Source organism: Pseudomonas alcaligenes, from assembly GCF_014490745.1.
Taxonomy (GTDB): domain Bacteria; phylum Pseudomonadota; class Gammaproteobacteria; order Pseudomonadales; family Pseudomonadaceae; genus Aquipseudomonas; species Aquipseudomonas alcaligenes_C.
Genome location: NZ_LZEU01000001.1, coordinates 2,570,418 through 2,592,112, shown reverse-complemented (window position 1 = coordinate 2,592,112; position 21,695 = coordinate 2,570,418). Strand labels below are relative to the sequence as shown.

Here is a 21,695-nt window from a genome sequence, read left to right as displayed (position 1 = left end):
GGATCGGCGTCACGCAGCGAGTGGGCAGCGACAGCGACAGAAAATACTCATGAGCAGCTCTCGCTGATTGATCAAGCCACTGCGCCAAGATTAAAGTTAACCTTAAGGTAAGTATTCTCGTGAGCATTCCATGAAAATCGGTGAGCTAGCCCAGCGCAGTGGGCTGACCCCTTCCCGCATACGGTTCTATGAGGAAAAGGGCCTCCTAGGCAATGTGGTGCGCCAGGCCAATGGCTATCGCCACTATCCCGCGGAGGCCTTGCTCTTCCTGAACATCATCACCGGCGCCCAGCAAGCAGGTTTCTCCTTGCAGGAGATACTCGAAGTCATGCCTGTCGAAAGCTCAAACTGGGAGCACGAGCAACTGATCGGCGTCCTGCAACGCAAAATGGACAAGATCGAAGCCATTGAAAAGCGGATGGCGCATAACAGGCAGCAGCTGCAGTTGATGATCCAGTCCATACAGGAGACGCCTGAGGGGATGAACTGTACCGAGAATGCAGAGCGGATAATGGAAGGGCTCATCCGAAATGGATGGAAGCCCTGACATCGCTGTAAGCGCATGCTTGTGTAACCAACCCCATGCAGGCGTCGAAAGCTAGCAGTAAATCGCCACTATCCGTCGCCTGATAAGCAAAGGTCGGCCGCTGTCATCCAGGCCGTCATCGTTTGGCTGCAATAGCCATCACCGATGGTCTCACCTAAAGACAGGACAAGATGCCATTCGCCGGTTGAGAACACCTCACTCAGCACATCGATCGTCCACGTTATGGTACTGATTGGGGCTGGCTCCATAAGCATCAACATAGCGCTGGGCGGCGGCATCCGCCAAAGCCAGCAACCCTAATTCGGAGCTGCTGACGCTTCGATCACGGTGACGAAACCGCACAACAAAATTGGCGCTCGACGAGCCTATTACTAGTCCCGCCAGGCGGCTATCGAACTGCACGGAAAATTCAGGTCTATGTGCGAGAGCTTGGAGCACGAAGCCTGGCCTCTACAAACTGCTGACCAGATGCCCGCCGTCCACCGCCAGGGTACTGCCAGTCATAAACGCTCCAGCTTCACTGGCCAATAACAGAAAAGGGCCTTCCAGCTCTTCCAGCCTGCCGAGCCGACGCATGGGCACGGTCTGGCGAATGTAGGCCTGGCCTTTCTCGCTGTCGAAGTAGGCGTCGGTCATTTCGGTCTTGAAGTAGCCAGGGGCGATGGCGTTAACGCGGATGCCATAGCGAGCCAGCTCCAGCGCCAGGGACTTGCTCAGTTGCACCACGCCGGCCTTGGCCGCGCAGTAGTGGCTGTAGCCGGTGCCGACGCGTAGGCCGAGCATTGAGGCGATGTTGACGATGCTGCCTGGTCGCTGGGCCTTGGCCAGGCGCTGCGCGGCGACCTGAGCGACGCGCCAGACGCCGTCGAGGTTGGTCGACAACATGGCGCGCCACTCGTCCTCGCAGATTTCCAAGGCGCGCTGGCTGTTGCCGATACCGGCGTTGTTGAGCACCACGTCGACCACGCCGAAGGCTGCTTCGGCAGCGTCGAAGGCCGCTTCGACACTGGCCCGGTTGGTGACGTCGAGTGCCACGCTGTGAGCTGAGCCGTTTTCGAACTCGATGTCGCGTTGCACTTCGGCGAGGCGCTCGACGCGCCGTGCCGCGAGCACCACACGAGCCCCAGCACGTCCTGCTACGCGGGCCAGATGCGCGCCGATACCACTGGAAGCGCCGGTGATCAGAACCACCTTGCCGGCCAAGGAGAATCCGTTCAACGCACTCATTGGAACACCTCGAACAGGCCGGCGGCGCCCATGCCACCGCCGACGCACATGGTGATCACCACGTACTTCACGCCGCGACGCTTACCTTCCAGCAGGGCGTGGCCGACCATGCGCGCACCGCTCATGCCATAGGGGTGGCCGATGGCGATGGCGCCGCCGTTGACGTTGAGCTTGGTCGGGTCGATGCCGAGCGTCTGCGCGCTGTACAGCACCTGGCAGGCGAAGGCTTCGTTGAGTTCCCACAGGCCGATGTCGTCGACGGTCAGGCCGTGCTGCTTGAGCAGCTTGGGCACCGCCAGTACCGGGCCTATGCCCATTTCCTCCGGGGCCAGACCGGCCACAGCGATGCCGCGATAGGCCCCCAGCGGTTCCAGGTTGCGCTGCTCGGCCAGGCGCGCGTCCATCAGCACGCAGGCGCTGGCCCCATCGGACAGTTGGCTGGCGTTACCGGCGGTGATGCAGCCGCCTTCGATGACCGGCTTGAGCTTGGTCAGGTCTTCTAGCGCGGTTTGCGGACGGTTGCCTTCGTCGAGATGCAGTGTCACCTCCTCGAAGCTGACTGCGCCGGAGGCCTTGTCTACCACCTGCTTGGTCGCAGTGACCGGGACAATTTCGTTGGCGAACAGTCCGGCAGCCTGGGCCGCAGCGATGCGCTGCTGGGACAGCAATGAGTATGCGTCCTGAGCCTCACGACTGATGCCGTAGCGTTTGGCGACCTGCTCAGCGGTCTGCAGCATCGGCATGTAAGCATGCTCGGCATGGCGCATCACCAGCTCGTCACGTTCCGCGATAGACCACTCCATGTGGCGGTTCTGCACCAGGCTGATTTGCTCCTGACCTGCACCAATAGTCACGGCCATGCCATCGAAGGTGATTTGCTTGGCGGCGGTGGCGATGGCCATCAGGCCGGAGGCACATTGGCGATCCATGGTTTGGCCGCTGACTGATAGTGGCAGGCCTGAGGCCAGCGCGGTCATGCGCCCAAGGTTCCAACCGGCGGTACCGCCAGGCATGGCGGTACCAATCACCAGATCCTCAATTTCGGCGGCTTCGATGCCAGCACGCTCGACGGCGGCACGAATCGCGTAGCTGGCCATGCTTGGCGACTTAAGGTTGTTGAAAGCACCACGGAACGCCTTGGCGATCGGCGTGCGGGCAGTGGAGAGGATGACAGCTTCTTTCATGGTGATATCTCGTGTGCTTATTTGGAGCCCTCCCACTCTGGGAGTGGGCCAGGGGAGGCGATGCGTGGTCGCCCTCACACCCAGCACCGCTCTCAGAGCGAGAGGGGTAAATCAGATCTTCTCGATTTGAGCCTTGCCCGCGGCGACCAGACGCTCCAGCAGTGGTGCCGGCTGGAACCACATATCGCCGTAGTCGCCGAGCGCGTGACGCTGGTGCTGGATGCCGGCGAGCACCTTGTCCAGACCTAGCTGCTCGGCGTAGTGCATCGGGCCGCCGAGGTGGGCGGGGAAGCCATAGCCGTTGATCCACACCAGGTCGATGTCGCTGGCGCGCAGGGCGATGCCTTCATCCAGCAGCTGGATGCCTTCGTTAATCAGCATGAACAGGCAGCGGTCATGGATTTCTTGGTCATCGATGGGGTGGCGGGCAATCGCTAGCTCGCCGGCCAGGCGCTCGGCCAGCGCGACCACCTCGTAATCATCCTGGCGGTTGCGACCCTCGTAGCGGTAGAAACCGCGCCCGGTTTTCTGGCCGTAGCGGCCAAGGGCGTAGAGTTCGTCGCCGAGGCGGCAGTAGCTTGCGTCATGGGCGATGGCTGCTCGATTGCCGTCGCGAACCAGGAAGTTCACGTCGATGCCAGCCAGATCGAGCATGCTGAAGACGCCCATGCTCAGATCCAGATTGGTGAGAACCTTGTCTACCTGTGTCGGTGTTGCGCCCTCCAGAACCAGACGGTGGGCTTCGCGTGCGTAGGGTTCGAGCATGCGGTTGCCGATGAACCCAAAGCAGACCCTGGAAACCACCGGCAGCTTGCCGATGCGCTTGGCGATCTTCATGGTGCTGAGCAGCACATCTGGCGCGGTGGCTTCCGCTCGCACCACTTCAAGCAGACGCATGACATTGGCCGGACTGAAGAAGTGCAGGCCGATCACGTCCTGCGGGCGCTTGGTCACCCCGGCGATCTGGTCGACGTCGAGCGATGAGGTGTTGGTGGCGAGGATGGCGCCTGGCTTGCACACCTGGTCGAGGGTGCGGAAGACCTGCTGCTTGATCTCCAGTTTTTCGAACACCGCTTCGATGACCAGGTCGGCGTCGGCAAGGTCGGCGTAGTCCAGGGTGCCGAACAGCAGCTCCATGCGCTGCTCCAGCTGCTCGGTGGTCAACTTGCCGCGTCGAACACTGATCTCGTAGTTCTGGCGGATCTGCGCCAGGCCACGCTCCAGCGCCGCGTGCTGGAGTTCGAGCAGGGTGACCGGGATGCCGGCGTTGGCGAAATTCATGGCGATACCGCCGCCCATGGTACCTGCGCCTATTACTGCAACCCGGTCGATCTGGCGCAGTGAAGTGTCGGCCGTGATGCCTGGAATGCGCGCGGACTCGCGCTCGGCAAAAAATACATGGCGCAGCGCTTTGGACTGGGCGGACGCTTCTGCTCGCTTGAACAGCTCCAGCTCATGGGCCAGACCATCCTCCAACTGCAGGCAAGTTGAAGCTTCCAGTGCAGAGAGCACCAGTCTCGGGGCCTGGCGGCTCTTCCAGCGTGGCTTGTGCTCGGTTTTATAGCGGATGAAAAAGTCGTACGGCAGGCCCTCGGCAGGTTCCGGCCAGGCTGCTGCCGGCTGCGCCGGGGCAGTGCCGGCGATCAGTTCGCGGGCGTAAGTACGCGCCTCATCCAGCAACCGCTCAGCACTGCTGGCAACACGGTCGAGGATGCCCAATGTACGTGCCTGCGCCGCACCTACGTGGTCGCCCGAAAGAATCAGATTCAAGGCCGACTCTGCGCCAATAAGCCGTGGTAGCCGCTGAGTGCCGCCCGCGCCGGGCAGCAGCCCCAAATGGATCTCTGGCAAGCCCACTCGTGTGCTCGGCTCGCCAATCCGGTATCCGCAAGCAAGTGCCAGTTCCAGCCCGCCACCCAGGGCAAATCTACCGATGGCGGCGATCAGCGGTTTGTCGATCTGACTCAGCCGTACCAGCGTGTCGGGCAGATCCGGCTCCGCGAAGGAGGCGTCGGTAGCGAATTCGCTAATGTCGGCACCGGCGCAAAACATCCCGTGCTCGCCAAACAGGATGATGGCCTGTACCCGGGTGTCAGCGGCGGCGCGCTCGCAGGCCTCACGGATGGCGGCACGTAGTGGCTGGCCGAGTGCGTTGACCGGCGGGCTGGCCAGCCCGATCAGGGCCAGGTCATCTTCGATGCGGTAATGAATCAGATCGCTCATGTTGAGGTACTTGTGCCGTGATAAGGGATCAGAACCAGGCGTTCTGCATGTCATGGGCAAGGCGGTTGCCGGCACTGAGCAGGCGGGCCTGGCTATCCAGCCCGGCCAGTTCCCAATCCATGCAGTAGCGCGCGGCGTGCAGCTTGCCCTGGTAGAAATCGATCTCGCTGCCGGCGGCGCCGGCGTCTAGCGCCCGGCTGGCGACCAGGGCCTGTCGCAGCCAGATCCAGCCGATCACTACCCGGCCGAACAGATCGAGGTAGGCAGTGGCGTTGGACAGGCCGAGGTCGGCGTCGGCGGTGACCTGTGTCTGCAGCTCCGGGGTGATCCGTTCGAGGATGCCCAATGCGTCGCCGAGGGCGGCGGCCAGCGGCGCGCAGCGGCTGTCGCCGGCGGCCTCGAGCAAGCTGGTGCGGACGGCAGTGAGGAACAGCCGGTAGCCCTTGCCGCCCCGCTGGCCGAGCTTGCGGCCGAGCAGGTCAAGGCCGTGGATGCCCTCGGTGCCCTCGTGGATCGGGTTCAGGCGGTTGTCGCGGTAGTACTGTTCCAGCGGGTATTCGCGAATGTAGCCAGAGCCGCCGAGAATCTGGATGCCGAGGTCGGAGGCGATCACCCCGTACTTCGAGGGATAGGACTTGACCATCGGGATCAGCAGGTCGAGCAGCTCGCCGGCGTCCTCGCGGGCGCTTTGCTCGGGCGCGGTGTGGGCGTCCTCGAACAGGCTGCTGGCATACAGACACAGCGCCAGGCTGCCCTCGGCGTAGACCTTCTGCTGCAGCAGCATGCGCCGCACGTCGGCGTGCTCGACGATGCGTACCTGCGGCGCCAGCGGATCCTTGCTGCCCGGCAGGCGGCCCTGCGGACGCTCGCGGGCGTAGTCAAGAGCGTGGATATAGCTCTGGTAGGCCAGTGCCGAGGCACCCAGAGCCACGCCGATGCGTGCCTCGTTCATCATCTGGAACATGTAGGACAGGCCTTTGTTGGCCTCGCCCATCAGGTAGCCGACCGCGCCGTCCTTCTCGCCGAAGCTGAGCACGGTGGAGGTGGTGTTGCGGTAGCCCATCTTGTGCAGCAGCCCGGCCAGCGCGACGTCGTTGCGCGTGCCGCGATTGCCGTCTTCGTTGACCAGGAACTTCGGCACTAGGAACAGCGAGATGCCCTTGACCCCGGCCGGTGCTCCTTCGATGCGGGCCAGCACCATATGCACGATGTTATCGGTCAGCTCGTGATCGCCGCCGGAGATAAACATCTTTTGACCGAACACCCGGTAGCTGCCATCGGTGGCGAGCCGCGCGGTGGTGCGAATATCACCAAGCGCCGAGCCCTGGCCCGGCTCGGTCAGCGCCATGGTGCCGCTGAAGCGGCCGTCCAGCATCGGCGGCAGGAAGCGCTGGCGCAGCGCCTCGCTGGCGAAGCTCTTGACCAGGTTGGCCGAGCCGATGGTGAGGAAGGAGTAACCGGCGCTGGCGATGTTGGCGGCGTTGAAATAGGCCATGCAGGCGCGCAGCAGCACTTCCGGCAACTGCAGGCCGCCGTCCTCGACATCATGGTGGGCCGCGTGGAATCCGGCTTCGGCCAGGGCATCCCAGGCAGCCTTGGTTTCCGGGATCAGGGTGACTTTCTCGCCGTCGAAGGTTGGTTCGTTGGCGTCGCCCTTGTGGTTGTGCGGGGCCAGGTAGTCGACGGCGATACTGCGTGCGGTAGACAGCGTGGCGTCGAACACCGCTCGGTCATGGTCGGCATACCGGGGACGCTGTAAGAGGGCCTCGGTGTCGAGCATCTCGTAGAGCTGGAAGCTCAGTTCGCGCTCATTGAGCAGCTTCTCGGTCATTGCATTCTCGTCAGGCAGGAAAACCAGGCCAGCGTTGTAGCAAGGGGCCGGGGGGCGACGCGTCAAACCACGGGTGGAAATGGGGGTGGAATTTTTCTTCGCACGGGTGGAGCAGGCCGCCTTACTCGACCAGTTTCAGCCTGCGAGCTATCTGGATTGCACCCTCGCGGTCATGGGCATCGAGTTTGCGGAACAGGTTGTTGATGTGGGTTTTTACCGTGCTCAGGCTGACGTAGAGGCTGTCGGCAATATGCTGGTTGGCCTGGCCGCGGATCATGCGTTGCAATACATCCTGCTCACGGCGGGTGAGGGGTTCGGCTAACGGCTGGGTGTCGCCATCGGTGCCACTCTGCAGCCGGGGCAGCAACAGCGCCAGCCGCTCCGTAGTGGGCAGCGGTTGCAGCAGACCCAACTGTCGACGGGTCTGCGGATTGAGCAATTGGCGCAACGACTCGCTGAGCAGGTCGCTCTCAAACTGAAGCAGTTGCCCGTAGCCATGTCGTGCCGCCAACTGCACGGCCTGCTCCAGGCTGCCCAGTGCCGCCTCTTGATTGCCCTGATCGCGATACAGCGCGGCATTGAGTAGCCATGAATCGAGCAGTAGCCGTTGGTTGTTCGCTGCTTCAGCCTGCTCGCGCAGGTTTTCCGCGATCTGCCGAGCCTGGGCAGGTTCACCAAGGTGGCGTTGCACCCAGGCATAGGCCAGCCATTCTTCGGGCATCAGCTCTGTACCGTACTGCATACGGCACCATTGCCATTCCTCCAGCCAGGTGTGGATGAACGATTGGTCGTGCTCCGCACCGGCCAGCCGAACACGGCATGCACCGACTTGCCGATACAGGGCGAACAACTTGAACTGCTTGGCCAGGCGCCGGGCTTCGTCCCAACGGTGGCGAGCCAGCTCGGACTTACCTGCCGCCATAAGGCTGCAGGCCTGGAGGTGGAGTACCCATGGCAGGCCTGCGCTGTGCGGAAAATCGAGGGCAATCGCTTCGGCCTGGCTCAGACCCAGCGTCGCCTGATCCAAGTGATTCTGTTGCAGCAACACGTTACTCCAGCCGAGGTGGAGGAACAGGTCATAGAACGAGTGGGGTACGCCTACGGATTTGTCCGCCCTCTGCTGGAAGCGGGCACGGGCCTTTCCGATCTCTCCTTGCAACAGCTCAATCTGCCCCAGCAGAAGCTGCAGCATATTCGTGTAGCCACTGAAGCCTAATGCCTCGAACTCTGACAGAGCCTGATGCGCCGACCTGTTGGCCTGCTTGAGATGACCGAGGGCGAGCAAGCAGGTGGCTTGGTTGAACAGCAGCACCGCAGTTGCCGCACTGGGGGCGGGGTGCTGCTGCAGCGCGCGCTCCACCAGGCGCAGACCGTAGCTGAAGTTGCCCCCCAGAGCCGCCAGCCGACTGCGCAAAAAAGCGAGAGTCTGATGTACACGCTCCGGGCGTCGTTCGGGTATTTCGTTACGCCGGATCAGGCGCTTTAGTCGCCGCAGGCAGGCGCTTGCTTGGCTGATGTCGTTAGTGACGATGACCGCGCTGGCTTCGGTAACCGCCAAGGTGAAATGCTCGGGGGAGCTCTCGCCGGGCACGTCAGCGAGGAAATCGACTATGCCATTGACCTCGCCTTCACGGAGCAAATTGAAGCTGTGCTGCTCAAGAGCGGCCAGCAGGCGGTTGAAGTCGCGAGCGCGCCCCAACTGGTAGACGCCTTCCGTGTAATAGCACCGAGTCAGTAACCAGTTCGCCGCGCGCAGATGCAACTGGGTCAGCAGGTGCGGATCCTGGCGCTCAAGGGATTGGTACAACGTGCGACGCAACAGTGGGTGCAGCCGAAAGACCAGACCTTCGCCTTTGCGCTGCTGCACAAACAGATCCTGCCGTTGCAGCTGACGAATGAGTTGCTCAGCGTTTTCCAACTCGCTGATATAGGCGGCCAGGTTGGCGTCAAACGCGCTTACCACCGACAGGCGCGAGAGAAATTGCAGTAGTCGTGGCGTCAGATACCTAAGGATTTCCTCACGAAAGAACTGCGCTGTTTGGGCAAAGGCATGCCGCGTCAGAAAGTGCAGAGCATCGGTGTTGTTGAAGTCCGATACCTGGGCGCCGGAGTAGGTGGCCAAGCCAAACAGAATGCCGCTGATCCAGCCCTCGCTACCCGCTCGCAACAGGTAGATGAGATCGCCATTCAGGGGTTGCCCGCGGGCGCTCGCCAGCGCATTGATTTCACTGCTGTCCAGAGCCAGGTCGTTAAAATCCAATACTTGCAAACGCTGGTCGCGATGCAGGTGACTGAGTGACACCCCGGGTTCGCCTTCACAGGCTGCAATTAGGTGCAGGCCTTTCGGCGGCTGACGAAAGAGCTCTTCGAGGTAGGCACAGGCCGTTGGCGAGCGCAGCAGATGAAGGTCGTCCAGAACCAGCGTGAAGGGCGTATCCAGGTGCTCAAGATGGTTGCTGATAAGCGTCCATAGGCCAGACTCGTCTGAGCGGCTGAGCAAACCCTCAGGTATGGGCAGCTCGAAGGCATGGCACCACTGCACCAGCAGATTGAGCGGCTGATTGTCAGTGTTATCGAAGCGGTACCAGATCCAGGGTTGGTTCAGGCTAGCTACGTACTGCGCGAGCAGCGTGCTTTTCCCGTAACCCATCGGTGCTTTGACCAGGCTTAGCAATACGCCTTTACGAGTGGCATCCGCCAAGCGTTTCAGCAATGCGCCACGGGTAAAGCTCAGGGGCGGCATTGGTTGGGGGCGGAGCTTGTTACGCTTGGGCGGATACTGGTTCATCACAACTCACATCGCTTATCAGAATGCCGCCCCACGCTTGTTTGCGAAACGGTACTCACATCGTTGGATCTGCCCCCTGATGATTAGGCGCACGATCTTACCTAGGCACCGCCCTGGCGCTTGCTGCGTATCGCTTGTTGATAGTCAGACGCGGTCTGCTCGCGTTCTGCCGTCATTGCCGGGGACATGGTGCCTTCAGTCGAATGAGCATCAACCGGTTCACCGCAGGTCTTGCAGATGAAACCAAGTTCCAGCTGATGGTCATGATCTTTGTGATGAAGCGTAAGAGGGGGCTGGTCGTCACTCCATGGCCCGCTCCATTTGTCCCCCCATTGCTTCAGCGCGATCACCACGGGCCATAGCTCCTTGCCTTTGCTGGTGAGCCGGTACTCGTAGCGAGCGGGTGATTGCTGATAGGCGACGCGTTTGATAATTCCGGACTCTGCTAGGTCGGCCAGGCGCAAGGTCAGCGAGCGCGGCGACATCCCCGTCTGCGCCTGCAAACCGTCGAAACGCATATTCGCCAGAAAAAGCTCTCTGAGAATGACAAAAGACCAGGCGTCCATGAGCTCCGAGCTGGATCGGGCTATCGAGCAATAGCGGTCAGCCAACGTGCTTCGTTTCATGAATATCTCCGAATAGCTGCACTTTACTTGGGTGGCTATAGAAAATATAGTCAAAAGCAGCGGTCGTGTTTGATTGCGATTTTGAGCGAAGTCTAGGGGCGTGCGAGGGCAAGCGGAAGGCTAGTTCCATCTACCACCTGGTTCTGAACAAGCAGAAGTTACGGAGTCACAGAAGTGAACAACACAGGCGACATGAACGAATCTCCAGCAAGCATCCTGATCGAAGCCGAGGATTTCGATAGCTACGGGGGCTGGGTTCTCGACTCCCAGTTTGAGACCGTCATGGGATCGCCCTATCTGCTTGCCCACGGCCTGGGTCGCCCCGTCGGCGATGCCACTACAACGATCAGTATTGCGCGCGAAGGTGAGTACCAAGTCTGGGTTCGGGCGAAGGACTGGGTACCATCGCACCACCCCGGACGTTTTACCGTTTCGATCAATGGCGTGGTTCTTGACACCGAGTTCGGGGCGAACGGTCAGGACTGGTCATGGCAGCCCGCTGGCAAGGTGTCGCTGAAGAAAGGGGCAACCACCTTGGTGCTCCACGACCTCACCGGCTTTGATGGCCGCTGCGATGCGCTTTACCTCTCCACCAATGAGCTAGCGCCGCCCAATGACGTTAACGCCACCACCCTCGCCTGGCGCAAGGCGCTGCGAGGCCTGCCGGATCAGCCGCAGGAAGCCGGTCACTACGATGTGGTTGTAGTCGGCGGAGGCATCTCGGGGTGCGCGGCTGCGTTGACCGCTGCTCGCCTGGGGCAGCACGTTGCCTTGATCCATGATCGCCCTGTGCTTGGCGGCAATGCCAGTAACGAAATCGGCCTGATGCCAAGAGGCTCGCAGGGCGCTCTGCTCAAAGAGCTGGCGCAGCGTTCGGCGAACGGTGATCTGGCTGCATTATCGCTGCTGGAAGCCGAGCCGACCGCCAAGGTTTTTCTCGGGCATCGCATCGTCAGTGTCGAAAAGCAAGACTCCAAAATCACTGCGGTTCAGGCCGTTCAAGCGCGTGGCGGCCATGAGCGGCGCATTACCGGCTCGGTATTCATCGACGCCAGTGGCACGGCCATCCTTGGCGTTCTTGCCGATGCCGAGACGCTATTCGGGCGGGAGGCTCGCTCTGAGTTCAACGAGCCTTATGCGCCGGAAGTGGGCGATGACATGCACCACGGCAACACGCTGTTCTTCCGCACCCGCATGGCCGAGCAGCCGGTTTCATTTCCAGAGGTGCCTTGGGCAACCGAAGTGTCCAAGGACTACGCCAACCTGAGCGGCCAATTGCTGGAGGCCGGCATCGAGAACGCCCCAGGGCCACAGGCAGGGGCCAACCCGAGCACACCTGAGTTCAGATTCGGCAGCAAAGCCGATGTGTTCCCGGCCACCCACTTCTGGGAATACGGCCAATGGCTCGACCCCTACACCAACGGCGAACTGATCCGCGACTACCTGATGCGTGCGCTCTACGGCACGTTCTCAAACGTCAAAAATCTTGAGCCGGAAAACTACGCCAACCTGGAGTTTGAATGGATGGCTTTTGTCGCGGCGCAGGGCGAGTTCCGGCGCTATCGCGGCGACTATGTGCTGTCGGAAAATGACATCCGCAACCACACCAGTTTTCACGATGCCTTGGTGCCCAACGATGGGGCTTTCTGCATCCACTGCGCATGGGAGCCAGGCGAAGGTAAGTACGACTTCCGCCTCAAAGATTGGATCTGGGACATGCGTGACAAACAGGCCTATGGCATCCCGTTCCGTTGCCTGTACTCCGCCAACATCGACAACCTGCTGATGGCTGGCAAACACATCAGCGTTACTCACGTCGCCGGCTCTTCGACCAAAACCATGGGCAACGGCTCGCAGCACGGCATTGCCGTTGGCGCTGCTGCATACCTATGCAACCAGCACGAATCATCGCCACGTGGCCTCTACGAGAACCACCTCGGTGAGCTGAAAAACCTGGTGGATCAATTGACCGCTTGCGATCACGAGCATCCGCCGAAGTGATGCTCGGCTAACTCCGCTTCCTCCAAGTGAACAGGCAATAGCCATGCTTTCTGACACGCTATGGGATGCCAGCATCCCATAGCGATTTTTCCTCAGTAAATGGTCACGGCCTTTGCCGTCATCGTTTCCTCATAAAGATCCAAAGGGGCGTCTCGATGAGTCATACCTTCATCATTCTCGCTGTACTCATCATCGTAGTGGGTAGCTATGTGCGCAATCGCAATCGCTAAGCCCTCATCGCAGTACAGCCCACACTGCATGCCTAGTAAAGAATGTGATCAGGCTGCTAAAGAAATACAAGCACCAAGCTCCTTGCCTGAAAGAGTGCGTGCATATCTGCGTGCAAATCTAGAGCTGTCTCCATCCATGGATGAGTTGGCTGGGAAGTTGAATATGTCTAAGCGCACGCTGAATAGGTGGCTAGATGATATAGACCTTAATTCCCGACAGATTTTGAATAAGGTGAAGTTTGATGTTGTCAGCGAGTTCCTGCTCGCAACTAATTTACCCGTCGGCATAATAGCTATTTCGCCGCTGCGAGCGCTTCGTGGCGGCTATTCCCCGCATTACAGTCGTACCTCTCTTGCATTCGTCCGAGTCCATCGATTCGACAGGGTGAGCAGCGTTACCAGTTGCGCGGTTTTTCGCCAGACCACGGCGGCATCGAAAGGGCTCAAACCACGTGCAATCGCTACAGCCTTGCTAGATCACCGGAGCAGAGTTGAGCACACGTTCAGAACGTTACAAGCACATCTGGCCGCTACCGCTGCCGACTAACTAGTTCATAAGGTGAACTAATAAAGGAGAAACCATGGTTGAGCATATTAAGACTGACTTGAGCGACGGAGTTCTAACCGTCACGCTTGCGCGCTCCGACAAGAAAAATGCGTTGATCGATAGCATGTATGGCGCATTGGCGGACGCGCTTGAGGCAGCGGAGATCAATCCGAGTATTCGAGTCGTACTGCTCCAAAGCGAGGGAGATATGTTCACCGCCGGCAACGATGTAGGTGAATTTGCTGCCGCATTGCCCGGAGCATCTCTGAATGAGCAACATGTCGGGCGCTTTCTTCGCGCGCTGGCCAACTCCAGTCTTCCGTTGGTCGCCGCTGTGCAAGGGAGGGCTGTTGGGGTAGGCACTACTTTGCTTCTGCACTGCGACTTTATCTTGCTCGCGGATAATGCTCTGCTTTCGGCTCCCTTCGTCAATCTTGCTCTCGTGCCGGAGGCCGCCTCCAGCCTACTGATGCCGGCCAGAGTTGGATATGTCCGCGCCTTCGAAATGTTTGCGCTGGGCGAATCAGTTGACGCCCGAACGGCAGTCGAGTGGGGGCTGGCAAACCGCGTTGTTTCACTGAGCAGCCTGCACGCCGAGGCGCGTACCGTGGCCGAGCGGATCGCCAGACAACCAGCCGGTGCACTGATCGCGACTAAAAGGCTGATGCGTGATCCAGCAGTTCTAACGGCGCGAATATACGCCGAGAACGAGATCTTCAGCGAGCGTCTTCAAACGACTGAGGCGCGCGAAGCATTTAATGCATTTGCCGAGCGCCGAGCACCGGATTTCTTGAGATCGGAAAGCTGAACTTCCGAGGGAGAAGACCAGCAACACTTTCTACCGTAGCCCGTGGTGAAAAGGTTGCTGGCTGACTAGATCGAAGTTGTTACGGTACTAGGTAAGGACACGGCTCGCGTTGAGATCCAACCCGAGCTGCCAGCCGGCGTGGTTCGGGTGCCCCTTAAGCACGCTTGGCTTTAAAGGAGGCTAGCTCGGCGTCATGCTCCATCGAGAGTGATGGAGAAAATTTTGCCACCGCTCGTTCACCTAACTGTTTAAAGGTAGTGGGTAACGACCTAATAGGTCACCAAGCTCAAGTTCCATTACGCCTTGGGTTTGGCCACCCTGCGCAAGCATCCATCGCACCCGGTCAACCGTTTCTCGGGCATGCATGTCGGCTACGAAGCGCTGAGACTCATCCACCAGTGCAGCATCATCAGCTCTGCTGACACGCTCCACTACTGCTTTGGTATTAGCGATTCCGCTGGCCGGGAAGCCTACGATACGATGGGCAAGCGCCTCGCAAAAGCTGCTGAGTTGCTCGCCCGGCAATGCACGATTGATCCAGCCATAACGCTCTGCAGTGTCAGCATCAAAATCCTCGCCTCCAAGGCATACTTCCAGGGCCCGACCTCTTCCCAGCATTTGTGTCAGACGCACCGTTCCACCAGCTCCCGGGAAAAGTCCTACTCCAATTTCTGGTTGACCAAGCACTGCTGTTTCGCGATCGGCAAATCGCATGTCTAGTGCTAGTAGGAACTCGCTTCCCGCTCCTCGAGCGCGCCCTCGTAACTCGCCAATCGTTACCTGGGGAAGACGACTGAAACGACTGAGGAGCCCACTGAGGGGGCTCGTCGAATTTGGTGGCAGTACCATTGGTGGAGCATCGAGTTGGCCGCCCTGGTCGTAGTGAGCAAGGAAAAAATCCTGATTATCGCTGCGAAAGATCACCACTTTGGTCTGACTATCATTCTCCAGTTCTTTGGCCAAATGGAGCAGATCGATCACCATGGTACGATCCACCAAATTGATCGGTGGGTGATTGAAACGCACCATGGCAACTCCTTCATGGTCTTCTCGGGTAAAGCTCTGGTATTTGCTCATGGCCATTCTCCGGGGTGTGGTTGCCCTAAATATGTGAATGGCTGTCGGATCGCTCAAGCATTATCTATCCGAAGAATGCTGACCATTCGCAGCTGCATAAACAGACCCTAGCAATCAGCGCTGATGCCTGGGTGCAGATCGTTAATCTGACCTCCCGTGACTTCAAACGCGACGGGCAGCCAGCAGGCATCTACAGCCAAGTGGATCTTGCTGGTGTTGCCGGTTCGGCTTTTCCCTATCCCCTCATCGTTGCCACTGGCAGCACCTGCACTGTGCTGGTGGGCCTTGGCATAGCTGCCATCAATGAAAACCCATTCCATGTCCGGTTCAGTCACCAGCGCTTGAAAAACCTTGAGCCACTTACCTGACGCGGATCAGGCATTGAAACGTTTGTAGACCTTGCTCCAGCTTCCGAGTGCCTTGGGTAGGTCTCTCCAGGGGCACCCTGTCCGCATGCGATACAGCATGCCTTCCACGGTAATCCGTAGATCACGTTTGTTGTAGATGGCCTTGTGCAGCAGGATTTCCCGCAGCTTCGACCAGTGCTCATCACTGAGCGGTATCGGGGCATTGCAAGCTCGTATTGGTGTTGTGTGAGAGCTATAGCGATACGATATTGATCTTATAAATCAATTATTTAGATAGAAACTAGAACAGGCCCTAGATGGAGTGGCGCTGACTTAAGGTGAGTAGCGAAGCAGCAGTCCACGGGTAGCCAAGCGGCCAAAAACAATATTGCCTGTAATTACTATAATTTATATAGTTATGCTCAGTTAAACGTCAGTAAAGGGAAAGCATAAAGCGCAGCCGCCTGGCAGACAGGTATTGCTCCATAGCCCGGTCAGGTACCGAGCTGACGGACGCGTGGTTCTTCATGATTCTGAGAGAGGTCTTTCTCGCGAACATGCGATTTGATGGCTTGCAGGCTCAGACCGGTATGCCTCCCCGTTCCCTGGCATTGCACCTGAACGATCTTGTCGACGCAGGAATTCTGAAACGGGCTGCATATCAACAATCGCCTGCACGCTATCCCTCTGCTAGTGACGCATCGAAGGAGAGAATAAGCATGGAGCTTCGACATCTTCGCTGTTTCCTCGCCGTTGCTGAGGAGCTGCACTTCGCGCGGGCTGCTGAGCGGTTGCATATCGAACAGTCTCCTCTGTCGCGCGCAATCAAGGAGCTCGAAGAAGAGCTGGACACAAAGCTTTTCCTACGAACCACGCGCAGTACGAGGCTCACTCATGCCGGGCGACTGTTTCTGGAGCATGTACCGCGCGTCTTCATTGCGCTTCAGCAGGCTCGGGACAGTGTGAAGGCTGTCGCCAATGGATTTCGCAGCCAGCTGCGAATGGCTCTTTCGGACGGGATATCTCCCTCGCGCTTCTCCTCTTTCCTGGCGCTCTGTCGGCAAGAGGAGCCAGAGGTCGAGATTCGCTTGTCTGAAGTGTCGTTGGCTCAGCAGATCAAGGGGCTGCACGAAGATCTTTATGACGCCGGGTTTGCTCAGTCAGATGAGGTCGGCGATGGCATCGTCGCCACTCAGGCTTGGAGCGATCCCTTGATGGTGGCTGTGCCGGCGCGTCATCCAATCCTGTCCCACAAACGTATTCCGCTGGAAGAGCTGCTGCGCTATCCGCTGGTGCTGTGCGACCCACAGGCTTGTGAGGGGCATGCGCGCCAAGTTGAGCGTTTCCTGCGTCAGACCGGAACGGAACCGCTGGTCGCGGAGCAGGTGACCTCCTGCGATCTGATGATGGCGCTCGTGGCTGCAGGCTTCGCCCTGGGATTGACGGGGGAGTCGAACATCGCAGCCTGCCGGGAGTCGGGTGTTATTGGTCGCCCTCTGGCGGGGTGTTGTCCGGTACTTACTACTTACCTGTTGCGCTCGACACGCGAGCCATCGGTGACGTTGGTTCGTTTCATCGAACGGGTACAAACCATTCAGCCGGCGGAGGGTGTCTAGATCCATGTCACCCAGCGACCGATACCTTGGGGGAAATCGAACGATGAAGAATGTTTTGCCGTTTCTATGTGTCCTAGCCCTCACGGCCTGTGGTGAGCCCGAAGCACCTGTGTCGTCGGCGTTACCTACGGTTGACGAACTCGCAGCCGATCCCGCGCGGCTGAAGGAGCTGCGCCAGCAGTGCAGGCTCGATCGCCCCAGGCTGGGTGACGAGTTGTGCAATCGCGTTGCCGAGGCCACACGCAAGCGATTCTATGGCGATGGGAAAGTGCCCTACACACCGCCGAGAGAGCCGCCCAAGTTCTGATCGTGGGCGGCCTGTAACGAATCACACTTTTTCGCCCAATGCGTCGCAATGCGCTCGCGCTGGCGGCGATTGTCCTCCATTCGCTCTCGCATGAATTGATGCGTTCAAATCCAGTTTTGTCCCGATAAAGGTCTTTGACCGGCACTGAGCTGGCACCGAATCTCGACCGTGCGGCCAACTTTGAAGGCTGCATTCTTGGGGTAAATCGGGAGCCGGGAAATGCAAGGGACGAGCGTGCTGTTCGGGCAGATCGCCGCCGTATTCGGCATCGTGATCGCCGGTGTGTGGAGCGCCACACAATGGACCGCCGCCGCCCTGGGCTATCAGGTACGCCTGGGTTCGCCCTGGTTCGACTGCTTCGGAACGCCGGTCTATCACCCCTGGCGGCTTTTCGACTGGTGGTTCTTCTTCGGCGCCTATGCGCCGCAGGTTTTCGACACCGGCGGTGCCATTGCCGGCGCCAGCGGCATGGTGGCCGTGGGCGCCGCCATTGCCATGTCTGTCTGGCGCGCGCGTCAGTCAAGGCTGGTCACAACTTATGGTTCGGCACGCTGGGCTGAGCCCGAAGACATCCGCAGGGCGGGGCTGGATCGTTCGGCGGGTGTCTTCCTCGGACGATATGACGACCAGTACCTGCGCCACGACGGACCGGAGCATGTCTTGACCTTTGCGCCGACTCGCTCCGGCAAGGGCGTCGGTCTGGTGGTTCCCACGTTGCTGAGCTGGCCAGCCTCGGCCGTCATCCACGACATCAAGGGCGAGAACTGGAACCTTACCGCTGGTTGGCGCTCGCGTTTCTCACACTGCCTGCTGTTCAATCCCACCGATCCGCATTCGGCTGCCTACAACCCGCTGCTGGAGGTGCGCCGGGGCGAGCATGAGGTGCGCGATGTGCAGAATATCGCCGACATCCTGGTCGACCCGGAGGGCGCGCTGGAACGCCGTAACCATTGGGAGAAGACCTCGCACGCGCTGCTGGTCGGCGCCATCCTGCATGTGCTCTACGCCGGCGAGGACAAGACGCTGCGTGGTGTCGCCAACTTCCTGAGCGACCCGGAATGTCCGTTCGAGGTGGCGCTGCACCGGATGATGACGATGCGGCACCTGGGCGATGGGACGCACCCAGTGGTGGCGTCCGCCGCACGCGAGGTGCTGAATAAGAGCGAGAACGAGCGCTCGGGTGTGTTGAGCACTGCCATGTCGTTCCTCGGGTTGTACCGGGATCCGACGGTGGCCCAGGTGACCTCGCATTGCGACTGGCGTATCGCCGATCTGATTGCAGCTGAGCATCCGGTGTCGCTGTACCTGGTGGTGCCACCTTCAGATATCAGCCGGACCAAGCCGCTAATCCGTCTGATCCTGAACCAGATCGGCAGGCGCCTTACCGAGTCGCTCGACGGCAGTGATGGGGTAGAGCGCCGGCACACACTGTTGCTGATGCTCGACGAGTTTCCCGCGCTGGGCCGGCTGGATTTCTTCGAGTCGGCCCTGGCGTTCATGGCGGGCTATGGTCTGCGTGCCTTCCTGATCTCGCAGTCGCTCAACCAGATCGACAAGGCCTACGGGCAGAACCACTCCATTCTCGACAACTGCCATGTGCGCGTGACCTTCGCCACCAACGACGAGCGCACGGCCAAGCGCATTTCCGAAACTTTAGGTACGGCGACCGAGCTGCGGGCGCAGCGCAACTATGCGGGTCACCGGCTTGCGCCGTGGCTGGGACACCTGATGGTCTCGCGCCAGGAAACCGCGCGGCCGCTGTTGACCCCGGGGGAGGTGATGCAGTTGCCGCCGGACGAGGCCGTGGTGATGGTGTCCAGCGTCGCGCCGATCAAGGCCAGGAAGCTGCGCTACTACAGCGATGCCAACTTCAAGCAACGCGTGCTGCCGCCACCGATCTTAGTGGCTGGGCGCTACGCCGATGCACCGCCTGTGCGGCACGACGATTGGAGTGGGCTGACCTTGCCGCCAACGCCTGCACCTTCGGTGCTCGGCGATGACCTCGCCGCCAGCTCGTTCGACGAGGGCGGCCCGCGCCGCCAGCCCGAGCTGTCCGAGAGCGTCACCTACAACCCCGAGCAAGAGCCGGCATACAGCGACCTGGCACTACTCGATGACGACGACTCGCCGCTTGTTCTTCCTCGCCAGTTCGATCCTGCCATGCAGCGTGTCGCTCGGCTGGCTGCCCTTGATCCCGACGACGGAGTCCAGCTATGAGCCAGTACCGTCTCAACCTGTTTATCCAGCTCGAGCATGCCCGCCGTCTGGACGAGCTGGCCGCCAAGAAGGGCGTGTCCAAGTCCTCCATTGTTGCGGCCGCGCTGGCGTCTTGGTTATCGCCTGAGGCGGGCGACCAGCGCGAGGCTGCCATCGCCAAGCGGCTGGATCGTCTGTCGCGCCAGTTCGAGCGGCTGGAGCGCGACCAGTCCATCGAGATCGAGACGCTGGCGCTGTTCGTGCGCTACTTCCTGACCGTCAGCACACCGGTGCCCGAGGCGCACCAGGAGGCAGCCAAGGCCCAGGGCAAGGCGCGCTTCGAACAGTTTGTCGAGCAGCTCGGTCGTCACCTGTTGCGTGGCCGCAGCCTGGTACGCGACGTGGTGGAGGAGTTGCATCCGGACGTGGTGCGCATGGATGAAGAGTCGGTGGATGAAGTGCGGGAGCGTGTTTCATGAGCGCGGCACCGCAGCCCTTCATCGCGGCCTCGCTGGATCGGCGTATCCGCATGCTGCGCACGGCGATGGGGCCGGTGATTGCCGCCGCGCTCGAAGATCCGGATGTGATCGAGATCATGCTCAATCCCGACCGCACGCTGTGGGTGGATCGTCTGTCGTCCGGGCGTGCGCCGCTGGGGGTGGAACTCTCCGAGGTAGATGGAGAGCGCATCATCCGCCTGGTGGCTGCGCATGTCGGTGCGGAGGTGCACCGTGGCCAGCCGTTGCTGACCGCGGAGCTACCGGAAACCGGCGAGCGCTTCGAGGGCATCCTACCGCCGGCGGCACCAGGGCCGGCCTTCGCCCTGCGCAAGCGCGCCGTGGGTGTTATTCCATTGGAGCGCTACGTGGCCGACGGGATGATGACCGCCGTGCAGGCCGAATTCCTGCGTGGTGCGGTGCGCGAGCGGCAGAACATCCTGATTGCCGGCGGTACCAGTACCGGCAAGACCACGCTCGCAAATGCGCTGCTCGCCGAGATCGCCGCCACCGGTGACCGCGTTTTGGTGCTCGAAGACACCATCGAACTGCAATGCGCCGCGCGCGACCACGTGCCGCTGCGTACGCGTGCAGGTGTGGTGTCGATGCGCGAGCTGGTACGAGCGACGATGCGGCTGCGCCCTGATCGCGTGGTGGTTGGCGAGGTGCGCGGCGGCGAGGCACTGGAACTTATAAAGGTGTGGGGTACCGGCCACCCGGGAGGGATAGCCACCATCCATGCCGGCTCCGCTCAGGGGGCGCTGCTGCGTCTGGAGCAACTGGTGCTCGAGGTGGCCATGAACCCGCCGCGTGCACTGATCGCCGAGGCGGTCAACGTGGTGATCTTTATCGCGGGTCGTGGCCGCCAGCGTTGTATCGAGAGCATCACCCGCGTTGTTGGCTTTGACGATGCGGGCTATCGCCTGGCGGATGTGTTGGAAGCGCCGCTTGCCGATCAGCTCACGCCATTTTTCCTGTCCCCGACCACGCCTGGAGAACTGCCATGAGGCCGACACGCACCCCTGTTTCCCGCTTTTCCGTAAATCCGCGTTTACACCGCCTGGCAGGGTCTGCGCGCCAGGGCCTGCTGTTAGCCGCCGTCATGCTGATGACGGTTGGCACCGCGAGGGCCGCGGGTTCCTCGATGCCCTGGGAGGGACCGCTCGAATCCATCCTCGAATCGATCCAGGGGCCGGTCGCACGCATCGTGGCGGTGATCATCATCATTTCCACGGGGTTGGCGCTGGCCTTCGGTGATACGTCGGGCGGCTTTCGCAAGCTGATCCAGATCGTCTTCGGGCTGAGCATCGCCTTCGCCGCATCCTCGTTCTTCCTGTCGTTCTTCAGCTTCTCCGGCGGGGCGGTCGTATGAGCACGGGAATTGATCTGCCGGGCTTCGAAGTGCCGCTGCACCGTTCGCTAACCGAGCCGATCCTGCTCGGCGGCGCACCGCGCACCGTGGCCATCGCCAACGGCACGCTGGCCGCGGCAGTCGGGCTGGGGCTGCAGCTCTGGCTTCCGGGGCTGGTGCTGTGGCTGATTGGCCATGCGCTCGCGGTCTGGGGCGCACGGGTCGACCCGCAGTTCATGCAGGTGTTCGCCCGGCACCTCAAGCATAAGTCGTTGCTGGACGTGTGAGGGGA

The 21,695-nt window shown here is 60.6% G+C and carries 18 protein-coding genes and 1 pseudogene; 10 read left to right on the top strand and 9 right to left on the bottom strand.

The window, feature by feature from the left end; translation table 11 throughout:
* Window positions 1-130: 130 nt before the first annotated feature.
* Window positions 131-547 carry a MerR family transcriptional regulator gene (locus A9179_RS11805; protein WP_187805993.1) on the top strand — a complete coding sequence of 139 codons (417 nt, stop codon included), beginning with the start codon at window positions 131-133 and terminating at the stop codon, window positions 545-547.
* 68 nt (window positions 548-615) lie between these two features.
* On the opposite strand, the gene A9179_RS23175 is transcribed toward A9179_RS11805, so the two are convergent.
* From A9179_RS23175 to A9179_RS11775, 7 genes are all read right to left on the bottom strand, one after another.
* Window positions 616-807 (bottom strand): hypothetical protein, encoded by a 192-nt coding sequence (locus A9179_RS23175; RefSeq protein ID WP_394354760.1) that lies wholly within the window; start codon window positions 805-807, stop codon window positions 616-618.
* 190 nt (window positions 808-997) lie between these two features.
* Entirely contained in the window at window positions 998-1,774 is a 777-nt protein-coding gene (locus A9179_RS11800) for an SDR family NAD(P)-dependent oxidoreductase (RefSeq protein ID WP_187805992.1), read from the bottom strand.
* Entirely contained in the window at window positions 1,771-2,958 is a 1,188-nt protein-coding gene (locus A9179_RS11795) for an acetyl-CoA C-acyltransferase (RefSeq protein WP_187805991.1), read from the bottom strand. Before A9179_RS11795 ends, A9179_RS11800 begins: the two co-directional genes overlap by 4 nt.
* 111 nt (window positions 2,959-3,069) lie before the next feature.
* Entirely contained in the window at window positions 3,070-5,181 is a 2,112-nt protein-coding gene (locus tag A9179_RS11790) for a 3-hydroxyacyl-CoA dehydrogenase NAD-binding domain-containing protein (protein WP_187805990.1), read from the bottom strand.
* 28 nt (window positions 5,182-5,209) lie between these two features.
* Entirely contained in the window at window positions 5,210-7,012 is a 1,803-nt protein-coding gene (locus A9179_RS11785; protein WP_187805989.1) for an acyl-CoA dehydrogenase, read from the bottom strand.
* 121 nt (window positions 7,013-7,133) lie between these two features.
* Window positions 7,134-9,800 (bottom strand): LuxR C-terminal-related transcriptional regulator, encoded by a 2,667-nt coding sequence (locus tag A9179_RS11780; protein ID WP_187805988.1) that lies wholly within the window; start codon window positions 9,798-9,800, stop codon window positions 7,134-7,136.
* Between the two features lie 101 nt (window positions 9,801-9,901).
* Entirely contained in the window at window positions 9,902-10,426 is a 525-nt protein-coding gene (locus A9179_RS11775; RefSeq protein WP_187805987.1) for a winged helix-turn-helix transcriptional regulator, read from the bottom strand.
* Between the two features lie 174 nt (window positions 10,427-10,600).
* Between A9179_RS11775 and A9179_RS11770 the strand changes: the two genes are divergently transcribed.
* A complete protein-coding gene (locus A9179_RS11770; RefSeq protein ID WP_223123197.1) occupies window positions 10,601-12,427 on the top strand; it encodes an FAD-dependent oxidoreductase in 1,827 nt (608 codons plus the stop codon).
* 811 nt (window positions 12,428-13,238) lie between these two features.
* On the top strand, window positions 13,239-14,012 hold the full coding sequence (locus A9179_RS11765) for an enoyl-CoA hydratase-related protein (protein WP_187805986.1): 774 nt from the start codon (window positions 13,239-13,241) through the stop codon (window positions 14,010-14,012).
* Between the two features lie 240 nt (window positions 14,013-14,252).
* On the opposite strand, the gene A9179_RS11760 is transcribed toward A9179_RS11765, so the two are convergent.
* Together A9179_RS11760 and A9179_RS11755 are read right to left on the bottom strand one after the other, a co-directional pair.
* Window positions 14,253-15,089, bottom strand: a complete 837-nt coding sequence (locus A9179_RS11760; RefSeq protein WP_187805985.1) for an enoyl-CoA hydratase/isomerase family protein — start codon at window positions 15,087-15,089, stop codon at window positions 14,253-14,255.
* Between the two features lie 103 nt (window positions 15,090-15,192).
* Window positions 15,193-15,652: pseudogene (locus A9179_RS11755) on the bottom strand (IS5 family transposase); the annotation flags it as partial.
* 233 nt (window positions 15,653-15,885) lie between these two features.
* Here A9179_RS11755 and A9179_RS11750 point away from each other — a divergent pair.
* From A9179_RS11750 to A9179_RS11720, 7 genes are all read left to right on the top strand, one after another.
* Window positions 15,886-17,052: a LysR substrate-binding domain-containing protein gene (locus A9179_RS11750; RefSeq protein WP_316851853.1), complete on the top strand. Its 1,167-nt coding sequence runs from the start codon at window positions 15,886-15,888 to the stop codon at window positions 17,050-17,052.
* 43 nt (window positions 17,053-17,095) lie between these two features.
* Entirely contained in the window at window positions 17,096-17,359 is a 264-nt protein-coding gene (locus A9179_RS11745) for an EexN family lipoprotein (RefSeq protein ID WP_187805983.1), read from the top strand.
* Window positions 17,360-17,578: 219 nt separating this feature from the next.
* Window positions 17,579-19,576 carry a conjugal transfer protein TraG gene (locus A9179_RS11740; RefSeq protein ID WP_187805982.1) on the top strand — a complete coding sequence of 666 codons (1,998 nt, stop codon included), beginning with the start codon at window positions 17,579-17,581 and terminating at the stop codon, window positions 19,574-19,576.
* Entirely contained in the window at window positions 19,573-20,034 is a 462-nt protein-coding gene (locus A9179_RS11735) for a ribbon-helix-helix protein, CopG family (protein ID WP_187805981.1), read from the top strand. The genes A9179_RS11740 and A9179_RS11735 overlap by 4 nt, the downstream gene beginning before the upstream one ends.
* Window positions 20,031-21,059, top strand: coding sequence for a P-type conjugative transfer ATPase TrbB (trbB, locus tag A9179_RS11730; protein WP_187805980.1), 1,029 nt, complete (start codon window positions 20,031-20,033; stop codon window positions 21,057-21,059). The genes A9179_RS11735 and trbB overlap by 4 nt, the downstream gene beginning before the upstream one ends.
* Entirely contained in the window at window positions 21,056-21,424 is a 369-nt protein-coding gene (locus A9179_RS11725) for a TrbC/VirB2 family type IV secretion system protein (RefSeq protein ID WP_187805979.1), read from the top strand. The genes trbB and A9179_RS11725 overlap by 4 nt, the downstream gene beginning before the upstream one ends.
* On the top strand, window positions 21,421-21,690 hold the full coding sequence (locus A9179_RS11720; protein ID WP_187805978.1) for a VirB3 family type IV secretion system protein: 270 nt from the start codon (window positions 21,421-21,423) through the stop codon (window positions 21,688-21,690). The genes A9179_RS11725 and A9179_RS11720 overlap by 4 nt, the downstream gene beginning before the upstream one ends.
* The last annotated feature ends 5 nt before the right edge of the window (window positions 21,691-21,695 follow it).